Annotated in this window: 20 protein-coding genes; 11 read left to right on the top strand and 9 right to left on the bottom strand. The window is 66.4% G+C overall.

Going from position 1 to position 18,512, the window contains the following annotated elements; all coding sequences use genetic code 11:
• Window positions 1-17 precede the first annotated feature (17 nt).
• Genes EOHIBHHM_RS18450 through EOHIBHHM_RS18435 form a run of 4 tightly spaced genes read right to left on the bottom strand, consistent with a single transcriptional unit; the run spans window position 18 to window position 3,294 of the window.
• A complete protein-coding gene (locus EOHIBHHM_RS18450) occupies window positions 18-1,079 on the bottom strand; it encodes a glycosyltransferase family 4 protein (RefSeq protein WP_497253200.1) in 1,062 nt (353 codons plus the stop codon).
• Between the two features lie 7 nt (window positions 1,080-1,086).
• A complete protein-coding gene (locus tag EOHIBHHM_RS18445) occupies window positions 1,087-1,464 on the bottom strand; it encodes a 6-pyruvoyl trahydropterin synthase family protein (protein ID WP_497253198.1) in 378 nt (125 codons plus the stop codon).
• A gap of 10 nt (window positions 1,465-1,474) precedes the next feature.
• Entirely contained in the window at window positions 1,475-2,506 is a 1,032-nt protein-coding gene (locus EOHIBHHM_RS18440; protein ID WP_497253196.1) for a zinc-dependent alcohol dehydrogenase, read from the bottom strand.
• A 2-nt stretch (window positions 2,507-2,508) separates the two neighbouring features.
• Window positions 2,509-3,294 (bottom strand): GTP cyclohydrolase III, encoded by a 786-nt coding sequence (locus EOHIBHHM_RS18435; protein ID WP_497253194.1) that lies wholly within the window; start codon window positions 3,292-3,294, stop codon window positions 2,509-2,511.
• 119 nt (window positions 3,295-3,413) lie between these two features.
• Between EOHIBHHM_RS18435 and EOHIBHHM_RS18430 the strand changes: the two genes are divergently transcribed.
• The 5 genes from EOHIBHHM_RS18430 to EOHIBHHM_RS18410 all read left to right on the top strand — a co-directional run bounded on the left by EOHIBHHM_RS18430 (window position 3,414) and on the right by EOHIBHHM_RS18410 (window position 7,267).
• On the top strand, window positions 3,414-4,196 hold the full coding sequence (locus tag EOHIBHHM_RS18430; protein WP_497253192.1) for an HAD-IIA family hydrolase: 783 nt from the start codon (window positions 3,414-3,416) through the stop codon (window positions 4,194-4,196).
• A 210-nt stretch (window positions 4,197-4,406) separates the two neighbouring features.
• Complete coding sequence (locus EOHIBHHM_RS18425; protein ID WP_497257052.1) at window positions 4,407-5,000, top strand: DJ-1/PfpI family protein; 594 nt, start codon at window positions 4,407-4,409, stop codon at window positions 4,998-5,000.
• Between the two features lie 111 nt (window positions 5,001-5,111).
• Window positions 5,112-6,296 (top strand): tellurite resistance/C4-dicarboxylate transporter family protein, encoded by a 1,185-nt coding sequence (locus EOHIBHHM_RS18420; protein ID WP_497253190.1) that lies wholly within the window; start codon window positions 5,112-5,114, stop codon window positions 6,294-6,296.
• A 186-nt stretch (window positions 6,297-6,482) separates the two neighbouring features.
• Window positions 6,483-7,025, top strand: coding sequence for a hypothetical protein (locus EOHIBHHM_RS18415; RefSeq protein ID WP_497253188.1), 543 nt, complete (start codon window positions 6,483-6,485; stop codon window positions 7,023-7,025).
• Window positions 7,026-7,138: 113 nt separating this feature from the next.
• A complete protein-coding gene (locus EOHIBHHM_RS18410) occupies window positions 7,139-7,267 on the top strand; it encodes a hypothetical protein (RefSeq protein WP_497253186.1) in 129 nt (42 codons plus the stop codon).
• 72 nt (window positions 7,268-7,339) lie between these two features.
• On the opposite strand, the gene EOHIBHHM_RS18405 is transcribed toward EOHIBHHM_RS18410, so the two are convergent.
• From EOHIBHHM_RS18405 to EOHIBHHM_RS18395, 3 genes are all read right to left on the bottom strand, one after another.
• Entirely contained in the window at window positions 7,340-7,738 is a 399-nt protein-coding gene (locus EOHIBHHM_RS18405) for an OsmC family protein (protein ID WP_497253184.1), read from the bottom strand.
• A gap of 93 nt (window positions 7,739-7,831) precedes the next feature.
• Window positions 7,832-8,557, bottom strand: a complete 726-nt coding sequence (locus EOHIBHHM_RS18400; protein ID WP_497257050.1) for a metal-dependent hydrolase — start codon at window positions 8,555-8,557, stop codon at window positions 7,832-7,834.
• Window positions 8,558-8,647: 90 nt separating this feature from the next.
• A complete protein-coding gene (locus EOHIBHHM_RS18395) occupies window positions 8,648-8,968 on the bottom strand; it encodes a hypothetical protein (protein ID WP_497253182.1) in 321 nt (106 codons plus the stop codon).
• 170 nt (window positions 8,969-9,138) lie between these two features.
• Between EOHIBHHM_RS18395 and EOHIBHHM_RS18390 the strand changes: the two genes are divergently transcribed.
• Window positions 9,139-9,870 carry a fumarylacetoacetate hydrolase family protein gene (locus tag EOHIBHHM_RS18390; RefSeq protein ID WP_497253180.1) on the top strand — a complete coding sequence of 244 codons (732 nt, stop codon included), beginning with the start codon at window positions 9,139-9,141 and terminating at the stop codon, window positions 9,868-9,870.
• 37 nt (window positions 9,871-9,907) lie between these two features.
• Here the strand turns inward: EOHIBHHM_RS18390 and EOHIBHHM_RS18385 are convergent, their stop codons facing one another.
• On the bottom strand, window positions 9,908-11,017 hold the full coding sequence (locus EOHIBHHM_RS18385; protein WP_497253178.1) for a glutamate-cysteine ligase family protein: 1,110 nt from the start codon (window positions 11,015-11,017) through the stop codon (window positions 9,908-9,910).
• A 155-nt stretch (window positions 11,018-11,172) separates the two neighbouring features.
• Between EOHIBHHM_RS18385 and EOHIBHHM_RS18380 the strand changes: the two genes are divergently transcribed.
• From EOHIBHHM_RS18380 to EOHIBHHM_RS18365, 4 genes are all read left to right on the top strand, one after another.
• Window positions 11,173-11,775 (top strand): gluconate 2-dehydrogenase subunit 3 family protein, encoded by a 603-nt coding sequence (locus EOHIBHHM_RS18380; RefSeq protein ID WP_497253176.1) that lies wholly within the window; start codon window positions 11,173-11,175, stop codon window positions 11,773-11,775.
• Window positions 11,768-13,366, top strand: coding sequence for a GMC family oxidoreductase (locus EOHIBHHM_RS18375; protein WP_497253174.1), 1,599 nt, complete (start codon window positions 11,768-11,770; stop codon window positions 13,364-13,366). The genes EOHIBHHM_RS18380 and EOHIBHHM_RS18375 overlap by 8 nt, the downstream gene beginning before the upstream one ends.
• A 307-nt stretch (window positions 13,367-13,673) precedes the next feature.
• A complete protein-coding gene (gene hflX / locus EOHIBHHM_RS18370; RefSeq protein ID WP_497253172.1) occupies window positions 13,674-14,993 on the top strand; it encodes a GTPase HflX in 1,320 nt (439 codons plus the stop codon).
• A gap of 77 nt (window positions 14,994-15,070) precedes the next feature.
• Window positions 15,071-15,943, top strand: coding sequence for an alpha/beta fold hydrolase (locus EOHIBHHM_RS18365; RefSeq protein WP_497253170.1), 873 nt, complete (start codon window positions 15,071-15,073; stop codon window positions 15,941-15,943).
• A 96-nt stretch (window positions 15,944-16,039) separates the two neighbouring features.
• Here EOHIBHHM_RS18365 and EOHIBHHM_RS18360 read toward each other — a convergent pair whose 3' ends face one another.
• Window positions 16,040-16,888, bottom strand: a complete 849-nt coding sequence (locus tag EOHIBHHM_RS18360) for a helix-turn-helix transcriptional regulator (RefSeq protein WP_497253168.1) — start codon at window positions 16,886-16,888, stop codon at window positions 16,040-16,042.
• A 129-nt stretch (window positions 16,889-17,017) separates the two neighbouring features.
• Between EOHIBHHM_RS18360 and EOHIBHHM_RS18355 the strand changes: the two genes are divergently transcribed.
• The gene (locus tag EOHIBHHM_RS18355; protein ID WP_497253166.1) at window positions 17,018-18,415 is read left to right on the top strand and encodes an FAD-binding oxidoreductase; all 1,398 of its coding nucleotides are present in this window, start codon (window positions 17,018-17,020) and stop codon (window positions 18,413-18,415) included.
• The last annotated feature ends 97 nt before the right edge of the window (window positions 18,416-18,512 follow it).

Below are 18,512 nucleotides of genomic sequence, written 5' to 3'. Positions count from 1 at the left end.
AAGAATGTATTGCACGCTTAGACGAGCGTTCGGAGGAACGCTCGCACCGTCTCGGCCGTCTCGCGCCACGTGGGATGCGACCGGTGTCGGTCGAGCGCCGCGAGACTCAGTCTGACGAGTCGCTCGCGGTTGCGACACAGCGGCGCGAGTGCGTCGGTGACGGCGCTCGGATCGTCGGGTTCGACGAGCAGTCCGTTCACGCGGTCCGTCACCAGTTCGGCGGCTCCGCCCGCCGTCGTCGCCACCGCCGGCAGTCCGAACGCCATCCCCTCGAGGTACGCGATGCCGAACCCCTCGTAGGTCGACGGCATCGCCAGCACGTGACTCTGCGCGAGCACGTCGGCGACGTCGTCGTCCGCGAGTCGCCCCGTGAAGGTGACCGACCCGGCGACGCCGAGTCGCTCGATCCGTTGCCGGAGAAGCGTCGTGTACGCCGGGTCGGCCGCGTCGTCGCCGACGACGGTCAACGTCCAGTCGCCCCGCGTCCGCTTCAGCCCCTCGACGAGCGTGTGGATCCCCTTCCGTGGAGTGACGTTTCCGAGCGTGACGACGCGGAGCGTCGATGCTCGCGCCCGCTCGCGGACTGTCTCCGGCGAGAGCGTTCGGCCGAAGCGGTCGCCGGCAGGATAGGCGACGACCCCCGGCGACGGCTCCGTGAGCGCCGCGACCGTCGATCTGGTCGTCTCGCTGTTGTAGACGTAGCCGTCGACGCCCCGGAGGTACTGTCGTTCGACCCGGCGATAGAGCCTGTTCTTCCAGGGGGCGCGCCGTTCGGCCGACCGGAGGTGGTGGACGAGCGCGACGACCGGGGCGTCGAGGTCGAGTCGACGGTTGGTCCAGACGAGCGAGGGGTGACACAGTTCGTCTTCGAGAAGCACGTCGAGGTCGGCCGCACGGAGACGGCGGCGGAACGACCGATCGACGTTCTGTGCGAACGCCCGACCGTACCGCCGTTCCGGCAGCGAGAACAGTTCGACCTCGTCGCCCAGTTCCCGGAGGTGGTCGACGAGCTGTCGGTCGTAGACGTAGCCGCCGGAGCGCGTGTCGAGGTCGCCGTAGACGACGAGACCGACGCGCATCAGTCGCTCACAGGGCGGTCTCGTAGCTCGCCCACGCCTCGTCGTCCTCCCAGAGTCTGACTCGTGCGCGCTCGGGGACGTCGGCGTCGACCTCGGTGACGACCGCCTCACAGAAGATCCGTGCGAACCGCTCGACGCTCGGGTTCTCTCCCGCGAACCCCTCGTGGTCGTTGAGCGTCGTGTCCCGATAGCGGTCGATGACTGTCGTCATCGCCGCCTTCACCGCGTCGATGTCGACGAGGTAGCCGAACTCGTCGAGTTCCGGTCCCTCGAACCCCACCTCGGCCGTGAACCGATGGGAGTGGACGTCTCCCTCGGGACCGGGGTCGGGCACCGTCAGGAAGTGCTGTGCGACGAACGAGCGCTCGACGGTCACGCGATACATGTCCCGTCCATCACTGCCCGTAGGTAAAGAGGATTTGCACGGTCCGCTCGCGGTCGGTGTCGAGGCGACGGTAGGCGTCGGCGGCGTCGCCGAGCGCGAACCGGTCGGTGACGAGGCGGTCGACGTCGAGTCGGCAGAGCCACTGCCACGCCTGTTCGAACCGCCGTTCTGCGGTCCACCGACCGCGAAGCGCGGGGTCGATGGTGCTCACCTGACTGCTCCGGATATCGATCCGACTCCGGTGGAACCGCCCACCGAGCGCGAGGTCGGATCGCTTCTCGCCGTACCACGACCCGACGACGACGCGGCCGTCGTAACCGGTGACGTCGATGGCGTCGTCGAGCGCCGCGGGGTCCCCCGAGAGTTCGTAGACGAGATCCGCGCCCGTCGGCACGTCGGCGTCGGCAGACGGATCCGCGGCCGAGAACACCTCTCGTATCCCGTCCGGCGAGAGACTCTCGTCCGCATCGAACGACCGCGACAGCTCCCGGCGGCGAGCGACGGTGTCGACGGTGACCAGTCGCTCCAGCGGGAACGTCGACAGTATCGCCGTCGTGAGCAATCCGACGACGCCCTGTCCGAAGACAGCGACGCGCTCGCCGACGATCGGGCGGCCGTCCATCACGAAGTTCAGCGCCGTCTCGACGTTCGGGAGGAGCGCCGCCGTCTCGGGCGAACAGTCGTCGGGGACGAGATGCAGGTCGTCGGGGTCGGCCAGGAAGTGGCTCTCGTGGGGGTTGAACGCGAACACCGTCCGGTCGAGCCAGCGGTCGTCGACGCCGTCGCCGACGGCGGTCACCGTTCCGACGGCCGCGTAGCCGTACTGCAGCGGGTAGTCCAGGTCGCCCTGGAGACTCGGGATCGAGGCGTCGGCCGAGAGACCCGTCGGCGCGTCGCCCCGATAGATGAGTCGTTCGGTACCCGGACTCACCCCGGAGACGTCGGTCCGAACGCGCACCTCGCCCGAGGCGGGAGCGGGGACGGGTCGCTCGCGGACGCGCACCTCGCCGGGAGCGGTGAAGTAGAGCGACCGGGCGGGCATCGTCAGTCGGTGTCCGGAATCGGGTGGTCGGCCGCACCGGCGAACTCCACGGCGGTGCCCCGGTGCCGGCAGTCTTCGAGAGCGTGCTTCGCGGCGAACCCGGCCTCGTGGGGCGTCGCCGCGGTGCCGACGCCGACCTTCAGTTCGACGCCGACCGACTCCTCGACGGCGTCGATGGCGGTGGCGTACTGCTGGGTGGAGAGCTCCGGACAGACGGCGATGATGTTGTCGCCGCCGACGAAGAAGGAGAGCGCGCCGTGCTCCTCGCGCATGTACCGCATGAGCGCCGCGTACCCCTGCTCGATGCGGATGAACGTGTCGAACTCGTTGAGGCGGTCGGTGTACTTGCCGGTGGCGTCGTCGACGTCGAAGTGGGCGACGTGGAGGTCGTCGGCCGCGTCGCCCGCGTGGAAGTCGCCGGCGAGCACCTCGCGTCGCGTGCTGTCCTGTGCGCTCCCGGCGGCCTGCACGTACGCCGTCGCCGTCTCGAGCGCCTCGATGGGAGTCTCGTGGACGCCGACGCCCAGACTCAGGGTCACCGGATAGCGGTTGCCGACCGACTCCTGCAGCAGTTCGTGGTCCCGTCGGTCCAGCCCGTTCGTGACGGCGACCATGTTGTCGAAGCGGGTGAAGAAGACGTACCCGCCGCGCCCGCCGACGAACTGCGCGAGATCCGCGAACAGCCGCGACTGGAGCGTCTGGAGGTCCATCTCTCTCCGTGGCTCCGGCGTCACCGTCCACGGGCCGTAGTTGTCGATCTGGATGTGCGTCAGCTGCGTGTTCGTCACTACGACGCTCTGAGGGGCGCTGGCTATTCGTTCTTTGGTTCGCCGAACCGTCCGTTCGCTGGACGACTGTCCCCTTCCGGTGGGCAAGCTTCAATCCGTCGCCCTCCCTACGACCTCCAATGACCTATCGCGGTGTGGTGCTCGACGTCGACGGGACGGTCGTCCGCGGCGACACCCCGATCCCCGGCGCACGCGAGGCGCTCGACGCGCTCGACGACGCCGGTCTCCGACGACTGTTCCTCTCGAACAACCCCACGAAAGCGCCGGCGGCGTACGTCGAACGGTTCGACCGCGCCGGGCTCGCCGTCGACGCCGACGAGGTGATGACCTCGGGGACGGTCACGGTGTCGTATCTCCGCGACCACCACGCCGACGACGCGCTGTTTCTCGTCGCCGAGTCGGGGTTCCACGAACAGGTGGTCGACGCCGGACTGTCCGTCGTCGACGACCCGGACGCCGCCGAGGCGGTCGTCGTCTCCATCGACCGCGAGTTCAGCTACGACCGACTGACGGCCGCGCTCTACGCGCTCGACGACGGCGTCCCGTTCGTCGGCACCGACCCCGACGTCACCATCCCGACCGACGAGGGGTTGGTGCCCGGTTCCGGCGCGATCATCCGGGCCGTCGCGGGCGTCGCCGAGCGCGACCCCGACCGCGTGCTCGGCAAACCCGACGCGTACGCCCGGTCGCTGGCGCTCGACTACCTCGGCGTCCCCGCGGCCGACTGTCTCGTCGTCGGCGACCGACTGAACACCGACATCGCACTCGGCGCTCGCGCGGGGATGACGACGGTGCTCGTCCGGACGGGCGTCACCGACGAGCGGACGCTGAACGAGTCGGACGTGCAACCGGACTACGTGTTGGACTCCGTCGCCGACCTCGGAACGGTGCTCGACGACTGAGCGGTCGACGAACTCGCTTCCGAGATTGCCGGAGACGACCGACCCGGGGCGATGCCGACCGACTGGCATCGACGCGCCGACGTCGGCTGACTGGACTCCCTTCCGGGCCGATTCGGACCGGGCCGGCTCGGGCCGACGCGACGCGCCGACCCACGGGACGCCGCTACCGGAGGTACGGTTATGGGTTCTCGGCGAGACGATTCGAACGCCATGTCCGGACAGCAGATCCTCATGATCGTCGGCGACTTCGGCGAAGACTACGAGATCATGGTGCCGTTTCAGGCACTGCAGGCGGTCGGCCACGAGGTCCACGCCGTCTGCCCCGAGCGGGAGGAAGGCGAGACGGTGAAGACGGCCATCCACGACTTCCGTGGCGACCAGACCTACCTCGAAGAACGCGGACACGACTTCGAACTCACGGCGACGTTCGACGAGGTCGACCCCGCCGACTACGACGCGCTCGTCGTCCCCGGCGGCCGCGCTCCCGAGTACCTCCGCACTTACGACGCGGTGCTCGACGCGGTACGGCACTTCTTCGAGGCGGACAAGCCGGTCGCCTCGCTCTGTCACGGCCCGCAGATCCTCGCCGCCGCGGGCGTCCTCGACGGCTACGAGATGACCGCCTACCCCGCCGTCCAGCCGGAAGTCGAGGCCGCCGGCTGTTCGTGGGTCGACGAGGTGACGACCGACGGCAACCTCGTGACCGCGCAGGCGTGGCCGGACCACCCCGAGTGGCTGGCGCAGTTCCTCGACCTGCTCGGCACCGAGATACAGCACGGCCAGCCTGCGGCCGCAGACGACTGACAGTCGGCGACCGACTGCGCTGTCGTCTCTTTTCGTCCGGCGTCGGCGACGATACGTAGCGACAGTCATTTGCGGCCGGCCGGAGGAGCGACTGACAGACCCACGTTGGCCATGATCGACGACGTCCACGACGGAGACAGTGCACTCGAGTCTGCAGACCCGTCGGCCGATCGCCGCTTCGACGAGACGATCCGGCGGCTCGACCCGGCGTACTTCGGCCTCGTCATGTCGACCGGGATCATCTCCATCGCCTTCCACGACCTCGGCAGTCGCGTCGTCGCCGAGACGCTCGCGGCGTTCAACGTCGTGTGTTACGGCCTCCTGCTCGCGCTTTTCGCGGTGAAGGTCGGACTGTTCCCCGGACAGGTCGTCGCCGAGCTCCGGGACAGCAGTCGCCACTGGGGGGCGCTCACCTTCGTCGTCGGGACGAACACCGTGGGGGCACAGCTGCTCCTCTTCTCGGACCGCGTCGCCGTCGCGACCGCGCTCTGGCTGACGACCGTTGCGGTGTGCCCGCTCTTGCTCTACTATCTCTTCGCGACCGAGATCATCGGCACCTGGGAGTCGGACGTTAGCGAGCGAATCGACGGTGCGTTCCTCTTGATCATCGTCTGCATGCAGTCGCTGGCCGTCCTCGGGGGTCTCCTCTCGGACGTCCTCCCGGCCTACGCAGAGGGGATCGTCGTCGTCAGTATGGCGTACTGGGGGTCGGGATACGTGCTCTACTTCGTCGTCGCCGCCATCGTCACCTACCGGCTCCTGGAGGGGCGGATGGACCCGGACGACTGGACGGGGCCGTACTGGATCCTGATGGGGGCGGCGGCGATCACGACGTTGGCGGGGGCGACGCTCGGCCCCCGTCTGTCGGCGTTCCCCCCCTGGGAACCGTACGTCCAGATGACGATCGGCGTGACGTTCCTCGCGTGGGCGATCGCCTCCTGGTGGATCCCCCTGCTCTTGGCGCTCGACGTGTGGAAGTTCCTCACGACCGGAGCCGAGGGTCGACCGCCGGCGTGGGTGCTCGCGCTTCCGTGGTCCCGACTCGGCTTCGGGCGACGTCTCCACTCGTACAACCCGCTCGCGTGGGGGCGAGTCTTCCCGATGGGGATGTACGCGGCCTGCACCGTCAACCTGGCCGGCGTCAACGCGTTCAGACCGCTCGTGGTCGTCCCGCGGTACTGGGGCTGGTTCGCGCTTCTCGTCTGGCTGCTGACGCTGGTCGGCACCGTCCGGGCGGTCGGCCGCGCGCTGTCACGAGGGTCGCCGTCTCTGCGAAAGCTCACGGGGCGGATCTGATCGGGATCAGCAAACGGATTCAGACGGTCGCTCAGTCTACTCTCGGGGAGTCGTCAGCGTCGGCGTGCTGGATAGAGAGTGTATGTTCAGCACTGGTGTGCGAAGGAAGGGAACCTCTGACTGGGTTTGTAGTAATTGGGAGCGAGAAAGTATTTGTCAAACCACAATTATGATTTCAAACATCCAATGCGTCACACCCTCCACATTGTATTAGTTCTGCTCCTCGTCAGCGCTGGTTGTATTGGGAACGGCAATCCGCCCACATCCCACAATACACCAGACACTGACAGTGACACGGTGACGACCACTAAACACACGCCTTCGTCTGACCCGGTCACACCAGCGAATCTCACATCTTCTGGAGTCGCTTGTGACGATGACCTCTGGGTCGGGTTGTGGGAACTCAACAACGAGGATGTTTGGGACCCGGACGTCGTTCGTGTCGGTTACTACACCCCACCGAATTCGAGCTTTCTTTTGGTTGCCTACGTCGATGGAAACGTCGCGGGGGTAAATCAGATCGAGAATCAGTATGACAGCGGTGAGCACGTTGACGGTGACAAAATCATGCTAGACTCACCCCTCTCCGGGAAGCACTGGGTGCAGGTGGTCGCCTTCAGCGACGAGAATACGAACGGTCAATTTGACAAAGGAGTCGATAAGGCGTGTCTAGTAGATGGAGAACTCGTCCAAACCGACTCATACTTGATTGATTTCAGCCGACTCTAATTCAGTCACACTAAGCGAGTCTCGGGACGTCGTCTTCGAACGTCGCCGTTCGCTCACTCGTCTATCAGGTGTCTGACGAAGGTATTTATACCACCACCCCACATAGCCGTGGTATGGAAGAACGTGACACGCCGTACGCCTTCCGCGACGAGGTGGAGCAGTCGCCGAGCTACGACGACGAGGAGCGCGAGGTCGTCATCGTCGACGGCCAGGCGATGACGTATCGAAGCTACCGACGATAACGCTGCTTTTCGGCGTCGCTGTCGGGTCGAGCGACGGCCAAAGAATCGGTGAACTGCGTCGACGGCGTCCGGTTAGAACGCGTCGCCGTGGACGGTGATGTCGGCGTGGAGTCCCTCGCGGAGCGCGCTGTGGACGTGGCAGATGTCCTCGGCACGCTCGACGATCTCGTCGAACTCCTCGTCGGAGAGGTCGGCCGCGACGTGGATGTCGAAGCGGATGGCCGTCAGATCGTCGTCGTCGTCGAGGTCGGCGCTGGAGTCGATCTGGATCTTGCCCAGGTCGTCCTCACCGCGCTGCTGGCCGCCGACGCGGAAGGCGGGCAGGAAACAGGAGGCGTACGTCGCGACGAGCGCGGAGTTCGGGTCCGGGCCGGTCTCACCCGTGGCGTCGATCGACATGTCGAAGTCGCCGACCTGACTGTTGCATCCGAACCCCTCTTCGCTGACGGTGGTGGTCTCGATGTCACTCATTGCAGGCGAAACGTCGTCTGCTACCGTACTAAAGGTAACCCAAGCGGTGGTCGTTCGCGTGTACCGAAAGAACGCCGTCGGCTGGTTCGGGCGCTACTCCAGCGTGAACGACTCGTCGCCGTCGAGCGCGTGCAGTTCGGCGCTCACGCCCGCGGCGTCGAGTTCGCGCTCGAAGTCGTCCATCTCGATCTCGATCGGCGGGAACGTGTCGTAGTGCATCGGGAAGACGTGGTCGACGCCGAGCCAGTCGGCGGCGACGGCCGCCTGCCACGGCCCCATGGTGAAGTGGTCGCCGACCGGCAGGGCGGCGGCGTCGGGTTCGAGATACGGACCGATCACCTCGCGCATCTCGGTCATCAGGCCGGTGTCGCCGGCGTGGTAGAACGTGTTGCTCTCCTCGTCTGCGACCTGTGTCGGCTTCGTGTCGCTGATGACGAACCCCGCGGGCATCCCGGCGCTCGTCCCGTAGCTCGTGTCGATGCCGTTCGAGTGGTCCGCGCGGTGCATCGTCACGAACGCGTCGCCGCACTCGACGGTGCCGCCGAGGTTCATCCCCATGCCGCCGACGGCGTCCTCGAAGTCCCAGTTCTCTTTCGCGTACTCGACGAGCTCCGGCGTGGCGACCAGCGTCGCGTCGCTGAACTTGTGAGCGTGAGCGACGTGGTCCTGATGGCCGTGGGTGAGAAGCACGTAGTCCGGGTCGTCGATCTCCTCGGGGTCCATCGACGTCTGCGGGTTGTCGAAGAACGGGTCGATGAGAAGCGACGTCTCGCCGACGGTGACGTACCAGGTAGAGTGACCGTGCCAGGTGAGTTCCATGGTTCGTGCGACCATACACCCGGCTGTCACATAAAAGATAGCGAGCGGTACAGTGCTGCCGGAGGTCGACCGGCAGTCGTCGGCTGTCTGTCAGGGCGTCTCGTCGGTGATCTCGATGATCTCGGCGTTCTCGACGTACGTCGTCTCGCCGTCGATGCGGAGCTGGATCGTCTCGCCGGGGAGCGCCGACGGTTCTTCGACGTCCGCCGGGAGCGACACCCGCGTGACGTCTTCGTAGGTCGTCGGCTTCCGGAGGACGGTCTGCTCGCCGTAGTCGACGCGCTCCCACTCGTCGACCGCGAGGCTGTCGGTGTCGAAGTACTCGCCGGTCGAGACGTCGACGACCTCGTCGCCCTCTCGGACCGTCTCTTTGGTCTCGTCCTCGCTGTACTGATGCAGGTACACGAGCATACCTCACAGTTCGGTGGCACGTCGAATGAGGGTTCTGGCCGTTCGGCTCGGCGTCGGTCGAACGGCGGTACGGTGCTCGTCGGGTCGACGCCGACACCGTCGGCGACGTCGAGGACGACGGCTTCGCCGCTGTGACAAGGACTAAGCGACGTGGGAGACACAGCCACGCTATGCATCACGTCCGATTCCGTGACCCCGCAGGGGCGGTCCGACGGGGCGAGTGGCACGACGACGCCATCACCTTCGGCGGCGAGCGCTACGACCACGACGAGGTCGACGTCCTCCCGCCGGTCGAACCCTCGAAGATCGTCTGTATCGGTCGCAACTACGCCGACCACGCCGCCGAGATGGACAACGACGTCCCCGACCGGCCGCTGCTCTTTCTCAAACCGCCGAACACGCTGGCGGGCCACGGCGACACGGTGACGCTCCCCGCCGGGAAGGAGCGTCTCGACTACGAGGCGGAACTCGCGGTCGTCATCGGCGAACAGTGCCGTCACGTCGCCGCCGAGGACGCGATGGACGTCGTCGCCGGCTTCACCTGTCTGAACGACATCTCGAACCGCGACGACCAGAACAGAGAGACCAACTGGGTCCGCGGGAAGGCGTTCGACGGAGCCGCACCCGTCGGCCCGGTCGTCGCCGACCCCGAACACGTCCCCGACGACGCCGCGGTCCGTCTCCGGGTCGACGGCGAACTCCGCCAGGAGGGGAGTCGCGACCAGCTGTTCTTCGACGTGCCGACGCTCGTCGAGGAGATCACGACCTACATGACGCTCGAACCGGGCGACGTCATCTCGACGGGAACGCCCGCCGGCGTCGGTCCGCTCGAAGACGGCGACCGCGTCGAGGTGGAGGTCGAGGGCGTCGGAACGCTCGAACATACGGTTCGGATCCCCTGACCGGAACGGACGACGGGGTGCGCCGGAGGAGGAGGAATCAGGGCGCGGAGTACCGGAGTCGCGGCTCCGAGGGACGGGGGAGGCTGCCGTCGTCGAGCGACTCGACGTCGGCGCGGAGTCGGGCCGCACAGTTGAGCCGGAGTCGGCGCGCCTCGTCCCGTCCGATCTCGTCCGGTCCGGACAGTTTCGCCGACAGCGGGTCGTAGCGGTCGACGTCGAACCCCATCGCGTCGAGGTACTCACAGACGCGCGTCGAGTCGAGCCCTCGGTCGATCGCCTCGTCGCTGAGCGACCGGAGTTCCTCGAAGCGAGGAACCCGAATTCGGTCGGCCGACACGCCGGGTTCACCCTTCGTGACGGGCTTCGTCTCAGTCTGTGTCATCAGCCGGTCGACGCCGTCGGCGAGTCGAAGCAGTTGGCTCGGCAGCGCGGCGTCGGGTGCGCGCCACTCGACGGTCGGCAGTTCGTGCCGGAGGCGGACGGGCGCGAGCACTGTGTCCTCGGCACAGAAGTACTCCCGGACCGTCTCGGCGTCGACACCTCGGTCGGTGGCGATGTCGACGAACTGCTCGAAGTTCCCCTGGACGCTCTCACACCAGGCGTCGACGTCGTCGGGGTAGGGCCACAGGTCGCAGTACTGTTGGAACCGTTCGCCGCACTCCTTCCGGTAGGCCTGTGCTCGCGCACAGCTGACCGTCCGGGAGCCACAGTAGTAGGGCGAGGAGCTGACCAGCGCGATGGTGGGGTCGAGCGCGGTCAGCAGCTCGATCTGTCGTTTCACGTCCGTCTTCTCGAAGTGGATGTGGGTCCCCGCGCAGTTCTTCGGACTGGTGACGTTCTCTCCGTAGATCTCTTCGTACAGCTCGCCCCTGTCGCTCGTGGCGGGGGTGTCGTGTTCCGTGAGCGGCGTCCCGAGCGGGACGAGTTGCCGCCCGGTCGCCTCGGCCGCGTCCAGCACCGTGCTGAGTGTCTCCTGTAACTCTCTCCCGAGCGCAGTCACGTCCTCGTGCGGTGAAGTCTTGACTTCGAGCAGCGGCCCGACGAACTCGGGTTTCACGTGCTCGTGGCAGTCGACGAGGTCACGACCGTCACAGAGTCGTCCGTTCTCGTCGACGACCCAGTACTCCACCTCGAGTCCTAGTGTCATGGTGAATCCGGGATACGGCTCGTGGTCCGTCGCCCGGACTCGTAGCTTCGACGGAACTGCGGCTAAGCACGCTGGCTGTAATTACAACGATTTCATATGGGGTCCCACGGCCGAACGGCAGCCCTTAAGTTTAGGTCTGCCTAATCCACGGCCTGATGGAACTGACACGCCGTGACGCGCTCGTCGCGCTCGCGGCCGCCGGAGGCGTCGGTGCCGGTGTCGGTGTCGCCGTCGACGGTCGGTTCGACCTGCCGCTCGGCGAGGACACACAGACGACGCAGCCGAGTCCGGCGGAGACGCCACCGCCGGTCGTCCTCGACACGCTCACGGCGGCCGCGGAGGTGCTGTACCCCTCGCAGGTCGACGGCCACCGAACGTTCGTCGAGACGTTCGTACTCGGCCGTATCGAGGGACGCCAGTCGTACCTCCAGGGGATGGTCGAGACGACGCGGGAACTCGACGACCTCGCCGACAGCTGGTACGACGCGCCGTTCGCGGAACTCGACCCCGTCGTCCGCGACCGACTCCTGCGGGAGCTCGGCGTCGAGACGGCCGACCCCGACCCGGAGGGGCCGATCTCCGAGCGCGTCCGTCACTTCGTCGTCGACGACCTGCTGTACGCTTTCTACTCGTCGCCGACGGGGGGACGACTCGTCGGCATCGAGAACCCCATCGGCCACCCCGGCGGCCACGAGAGCTACCAGCGGGCGTCGATGGAGGACGAAGCTTCGGAGAGTGGTGGTGGCGGCGATGGCTGACGGCGACGGCGTCGACCGGACTCCCTCGGACCGACCCGACGTCTGCGTCGTCGGCAGCGGCCCCGCCGGGTCGATACTCGCCCACCGACTGGCGGCGGCGGGCCACGAGGTAGTGGTGCTGGAGGCCGGGCGACGGTTCGAGATGGACGAACGGGTCGAACAGCTGGAGGCACACGTCCGTCCGAACGGCGGGCCGATCTGGGGGATGGGCGGCGAGCGCGACGCGTTCACCTCGTCGGGCGAGCGCCACTACCCGCTCAACGCCGCCCGCGTCAAGGGCGTCGGCGGCACGACGCTCCACTGGCAGGGGATGGTGATGCGACTCCACGAACGCGACTTCGAGATGGCGTCGCGACACGGCGTCGGCGCGGACTGGCCCGTCGGCTACGACGACCTCCGACCCTACTACGCCGCCGCCGAGCGGGAACTCGGCGTGGCGGGCGCGGCCGACAACCCGTACGCGCCGCCGCGGGAGGAACCGTACCCGATGACGGCGTTCCCGCCGTCGCACTCGGACAGCATCTTCGCCGAGGCCTGCGAGCGACTCGGCATCGACATGCACTCGGTGCCGAACGCCCGAAATTCAGAAGCATACGACGGGCGGTCGCCCTGCGTCGGCTACGGCACGTGCAAACCGGTGTGTCCCTCCGGCGCGAAGTACACCGCCGAGCGCCACGTCGAGAAGGCCGAGGCGGCGGGCGCGCGGGTCGTCGACCGCGTCCCGGTGCAACGACTCGAACACGACGACGCCGGCGAGTCGGTGACGGCGGCCGTCTACGTCACCCCCGACGGCGAGGAGCACCGACAGGAGGCAGACCAGTTCGTCGTCGCCTGCGGCGGAGTGGAGACGCCGCGGCTACTCCTGCTCTCGGCGTCGCCGCAGTACCCCGACGGTCTCGCGAACTCCTCGGGGCTCGTCGGCCGGTACTTCATGGATCACGTCTTCGCTGGCATGGGCGGCCGACTCGACCGACCGACGAGACAGAACCACGTCGGGTTCAACACCAGCGAGTGCCACCAGTTCTACGACGACGAAGCGCCGGTGAACGGCCTCAAGCTGGAGTTTCTCAACTACGCCGGCCCCTCGCCCGTGATGGAGGCGCTGCGGAGCGAGACGTGGGGCGACGAACTGCTCGGCCAGTTACGCGAGTCGTACGGCTCTCACGTCGCGATGGGTGCGCTCGTCGAACAGCTGCCACGCGAGGAGAACGCGGTCACGCTCGACGACTCCCGAACCGACGACCACGGCAACCCCGTCCCCGACGTTCGCTGGTCCGTCGACAGCGAGACGGAGGCGGCGCTCGAACGGGCCAACGAGATCCAGCGACGCGTGTTCGCGGAACTCGGCGTCGACGTCGAGTGGTCGGTCGGCCCGGCGGAGACGGGACCGGCGTTCCACCACATGGGGACGACGCGGATGGGGACGGACCCGGCCGAGAGCGTCGTCGACGCCGATCTCCGGACGCACGACGTCTCGAACCTCTGGCTCGTCGGCAGCGGCGTCTTCCCGACGGGCGGGGCGATGAACCCGACGCTGACCATCGCGGCGCTGTCGCTGCGGGCGGCCGACGCGCTCGACGACGCGTTCTGACTCGCCGCTTCGACGATCGGGGTGTGTCACGAGCTGTCGAACCACCACCGCACTCTTGTGTCACCCGTCCAATCACTCTCCAGAGCCCGATGCTCCTCGACTGAACTGTCCTCCGGTCGCGTCGCTCGACGGACACAGCCCTCGTGCTGGACGGCGACTCGACCCCTCGTCTTCGGTCACCCCGTGTGACCACGCACCGGTCTCCGATCCTCGCCGTCGCACCTGACTGCGGCGGCGGCCGGCCGGCGGGCAGTTCGGACGCTCCGTCACGTTCGTCTCGTCACGGCGGTCGGCACCACAGACGCGTATGCAACAGTCACGACAGCAGCCAGCACTCGTCGTCGCCCGACACGACCCGAGAGAGAAGCGAACGACCGCCGAACTGACGGCCCTCGCCGAGACGGCGGGATACACCGTCGTCGGCGAACTCACTCAGACCCGCCCCGAGGACGCCGCCTACCAGTTCGGCCGCGGGAAGGCCGAGGAGCTCGCTCGCCGCGTCGCCGAGCACGGGGTCGACACCGTCCTCGTCGACAACGCGCTCTCGCCGCAGCAGGCGCACAATCTCCGCGCACTCGCGCCCGACGGGACGCAGTTCGTCGACCGTCACCGACTCGTCCTCGACATCTTCGCCCAGCGCGCGGGGACGAGAGCGGCGAAACTGCAGGTCCGACTCGCCGAACTCCGGTACGAACTGCCCCGAGTCCGCCAGGAGATCCGCCTCGAAGCCGAGGCGGCCAACGAACGCCGAACGGTCGCGGGGATGAACGAGAAGGAGCACCGCCGCGTGCTCGACATCCAGGAACGCATCCAGCGCGTCGAACGGAGACTCGACTCGCTCGGCAGCGTCGAGAGCGACCGACGAGCGCGTCACCGACACGCGGGTCGCGACCTCGTCGCACTCGCCGGCTACACCAACGCCGGGAAGTCGACGCTTCTGCGACGACTCGCCGACGACCTCGACGTCGAGGGTGACGGAGCGACCGACCCCGATCATCCCGACGAAGCGACGACGGCCGCGACGGCCGACCGACTGTTCGAGACGCTGGAGACGACGACTCGCGGCGTCTCGACCGACGGTCGACGGCTACTCGTCACCGACACGGTCGGGTTCGTCCGCGACCTGCCGCCGTGGCTCGTCGACGCCTTCGAGTCGACGCTGTCGACGGTCTACCACGCCGACGTCGTCCTCCTCGTCGTCGACGCGAGCGACCCCCGTTCGGAGGTCCGCGAGAAGGTCGACACCTGTCGGGACGTGCTCGACGACGCCGACGGCGTGATCCTCCCCGTGTTGAACAAGGTCGACCGGTGTTCGACCGCACACGTCGACCGACTCCACGAACTGTGTTCGGGGTTCGACGCCGACCCGGTCGCCGTCAGTGCCACCGCGGGGACCGGTGTCGACGAACTCCTCGCCCGCGTCCGGTCGGCGGTTCCGACCGCCGAGGCGACGCTCACCGTCCCGAACACGGGCGAGTCGCAGGCGCTGCTCTCGTGGGCACACGACCACGGGAGCGTCGCCGACGTCCACTACGACGGCGAGACCGTCACCTTCGGGTTCGTCGGTCGGCCGACCGTCGTCGAGAGAGCGCATTCGAAGGCGGCGGACGTGAACGAACCGGGGTGAACGAGGAGCGCAGACAGCGGGACGGGGTCGCGTGTCGTCCGCGGATTCATCCCGTCAGAGCGCGTATCTCTCCTCTCATGCCGACAGTGCAGACGAACGGTGTCGAGACGTACTACGAGGAGCGAGGCGAGGGACGGCCGGTGGTGTTCGTCCACGCCGCGTTCGTCGACCACGTGATGTGGGACGAGCAGGTCGCCGCGCTCGACGACTACCGGACCGTCGTCTACGACGTCCGCGGCCACGGACGGACCGGCGGGTCGCCGCTCTCCGAGTACTCGGCGACGCTCTACGCTGCAGACCTCCGCGCGCTCGTCGAGGCGCTAGAACTCGAGCGGCCGGTGCTCTGCGGGCTCTCGCTGGGTGGACTGATCGCCCAGACGTACGCGGCGACGTACCCCGACGAGATCGCCGGTCTGGTACTCGCCGACACGTTCACGCCGCCGATCCTCACGCGCGGCGAGTGGTTCCTGCGTCGCGTCGTGCTGAACGCGCTGATCCCGCCGGTCCGACTGCTCGGGCTCGAACGCGTCGAGAAGGCCAACGTGTGGCTGACGGAGCGGTTCTTCGGCGGCGCCGGTGGCGACTACGAGAAGGTCGAAGCGTTGCGCGCGGCGGGGCCGACGGTCACCACCGACGAGTTCGTCAAGATCGTTCGCTCGATGACGCGGTTCCACGACGTGACCGTCGACCTCCCGGCCATCCCGGTCCCGACGCTGGTCGTCTACGGCGAGCAGGAACTCCCGTTCGTCAAACAGCACGCGGCGCGACTCGCCGCCCACCTCTCCCGCGTCGACGTCGTCGAGATCCCCGGGGCGGGCCACGCCTCGAACCTCGACGATCCCGAGACGTTCACCGGCGCACTCCGGGCGTTCCTCGGGGAGATCGTATCGGTCGGAGACGGCGAAGACGTCGACCCAGAGACGGAGCGTCGGCGACCGTCGTCGGCCTGACCGGACTCTCACAGCGATCTGCGGAAGTCATCGTCTCTTTCGACGTTGCAGACGTCTCACCTGTTGAGGTCTGCGTGCTGAAGAGAGAGGATATGTTCAGTACCGCTCACTGCCAGATAGACTCGATGAGTCAGCATCGAACGCGGCTGTGTCGAGCGGTTCAGAACGCTTCCGATACGCTTCGATCAACTCGTGACCCCACGAACGCACCACCTCGTTCTCGGTTTCGACGAACGCGATGCTCTCGAGTCGACGATTCCCTATCAGTACCGTCTCGTCGAAGATAAACAGGATACAGGGAATGGAGCCATCGTAACAGTAGAGGTTGGCGCCTGCCTCGAGGTACTTTTTCCAACGGGTAGACCTGTCTGTGTCTTGGCGGAGAACGTCGAGTTCGTCAGCAGTGATGACATGCTTTGTTTGCAGGTCACCGTCGACCGCACTCTCGACCATCACCTGTTCCAGACCCACGGTTGGCGCGGTATTCACGAGGCACGAAAACACGTCGGAGCCCCGAAACAGATCGATGAGTCGTGTATCGCCTGCACCGACGGCGTTCGGCTCTGGCCTTCGGACGGTCGCGTCGCTGAAATGGTGTAGACCGATGGTCAGTTCTTCCTCCGGCAGCCAGGACACCGCTTCCCCGAGTGTTCGAATCGCGTCGAGGGCTCGAATGTATCGCTCAGTCTCGACCGACACGTACTTGCCCGCTTGGGTGGCCACATACTCGCCGTCGATCGTTCGCTCAGCCCATCCACGTTCGACCAGCTCGGTTAGTATTCGGCGAAGGGTCGAACGTGGGATATCGGTCGACTCGGATAGCATTCGAGGAGTGTACGAGTCTGTCGAGATTACCTTCAGGAGTTGGAGACGGTTTGCCGACCGCGACAGGTGCGCCATGTCTTCCAGAGCGTCGTCTGGATGGTCAGTGACGTCCTCGAGCATAGCGTACTGTTTCGTGCTATGTGGTATCAATGTTCGTACACTGGGGATCTACTTACGGCGTGGGAGAGTTCTCACGGGGTAATTCGATAGTTCTCCCGAGCCACATCATAGGCAGAACGGAGCGTAATCATGGCTACGACCACCGATCTCGAAACATCGACCGTCGAATCGTTCAGAGGTCAACTTCGTGGGGAGGTCCTGCAGCCAGGCGACGGGGGTTACGACGAAGCTCGCACAGTCTGGAACGCGATGATCGACAAAGAGCCTACACTCGTGGCGAGATGCAAGGGAACTGCCGACGTAATCAGGGCAGTGAATTTCGCCCGAGAGCTCGGTCTCCTGGCTGCAGTCAAGGGTGGAGGTCACAACATCGCTGGCAAAGCCGTCTGCGACGACGGTCTACTAATCGACCTCTCGGCTATAAACAACGTCCGGGTCGATCCGGACTCGAAAACCGCCCGTGTCGGGGGTGGGGCGACATGGGGTGACTTCGATCACGAGGCCCAGGCGTTCGGCCTCGCTACCACTGGAGGCATCGTCTCGTCGACAGGCGTGGCGGGACTTACGCTCGGAGGCGGACTCGGCCACCTCGACCGCAAGTACGGCCTCGCTTCCGACAACCTGCGTTCTGTAGATATCGTGACCGCCGATGGTGAGTTGGTGCATGCGAGTGAAGACAAGAATCGAGACCTATTTTGGGGGGTTCGCGGTGGTGGCGGTAACTTCGGTATCGTGACGTCGTTCGAGTTCGACCTCCACGAGGTCGGACCCGAGGTGCTGGCTGGACCGATCATCTACCGCTACGAGGACGCTGCTGCTGTCTTCCGTTTCTACCGCGACTTCATGCGCGAGGCGCGAGACGAGATCCAGTGTTATGCGTTCTTCTCGAAAGGCTCTGCCGAGCTGGGTGTCCCCGAACCGCTTCACGGTGAGACCATCTTCGTCCTGTTCCCCTCCTACGCAGGCGAAGTCGACGAGGGAAGTGAGGAACTTGCGCCGCTCCGGAACTTCGGAGATCCAATCGCCGACGCAGTGCAACCCATGCCATACACGGCGTTACAGAGTTTCGTCGACGACCGGTGGGAAGAGGGCGCTCGCAACTATTGGAAATCGCGGTTCTTCGACGAACTCACGGACGAGGCGATCGACACCATAGTCGAGTACTGTGACTCGTCGGCACCGTTCACGTCGGTGTTCACCGATGGCTGGCTCGGCGGAGCGATCAGCCGTCCCGACCACGACGCGACGGCCTTCCCCCACCGAGACAAGGCGTTCTCGTTCACGATTGGCATGCGCTGGGAGGATCCGACACGGGACGACGAGCACATCGCTTGGGCACGGGACTTCCACGAGGCGTTGGAACCGTATGCCTCCGACGGAGTGTACGTGAACCTCCTCGACCGGGACGACTCCAAACGGGTCCCGGACGCGTACGGAGAACGATACGATCGGCTCCGCGAACTCAAACGAGAGTGGGATCCGGAGAACCTGTTCAGGCTGAACCAGAACATCGAACCAGCCGAGTGAACAGACCTTCTGCTCCTCTGTACGGACGGGTTCAGTCTCAACTGCTGAAGTACGCACTCTCTATTCAGCACACCCACAGAACCCGACTCTGGTATTG

The sequence above is a fragment of the Halogranum roseipondis genome (assembly GCF_059695585.1).
The sequence above is the reverse complement of the archived record's forward strand: the minus strand, read 5'-3'. Positions and strand labels throughout refer to the sequence as shown.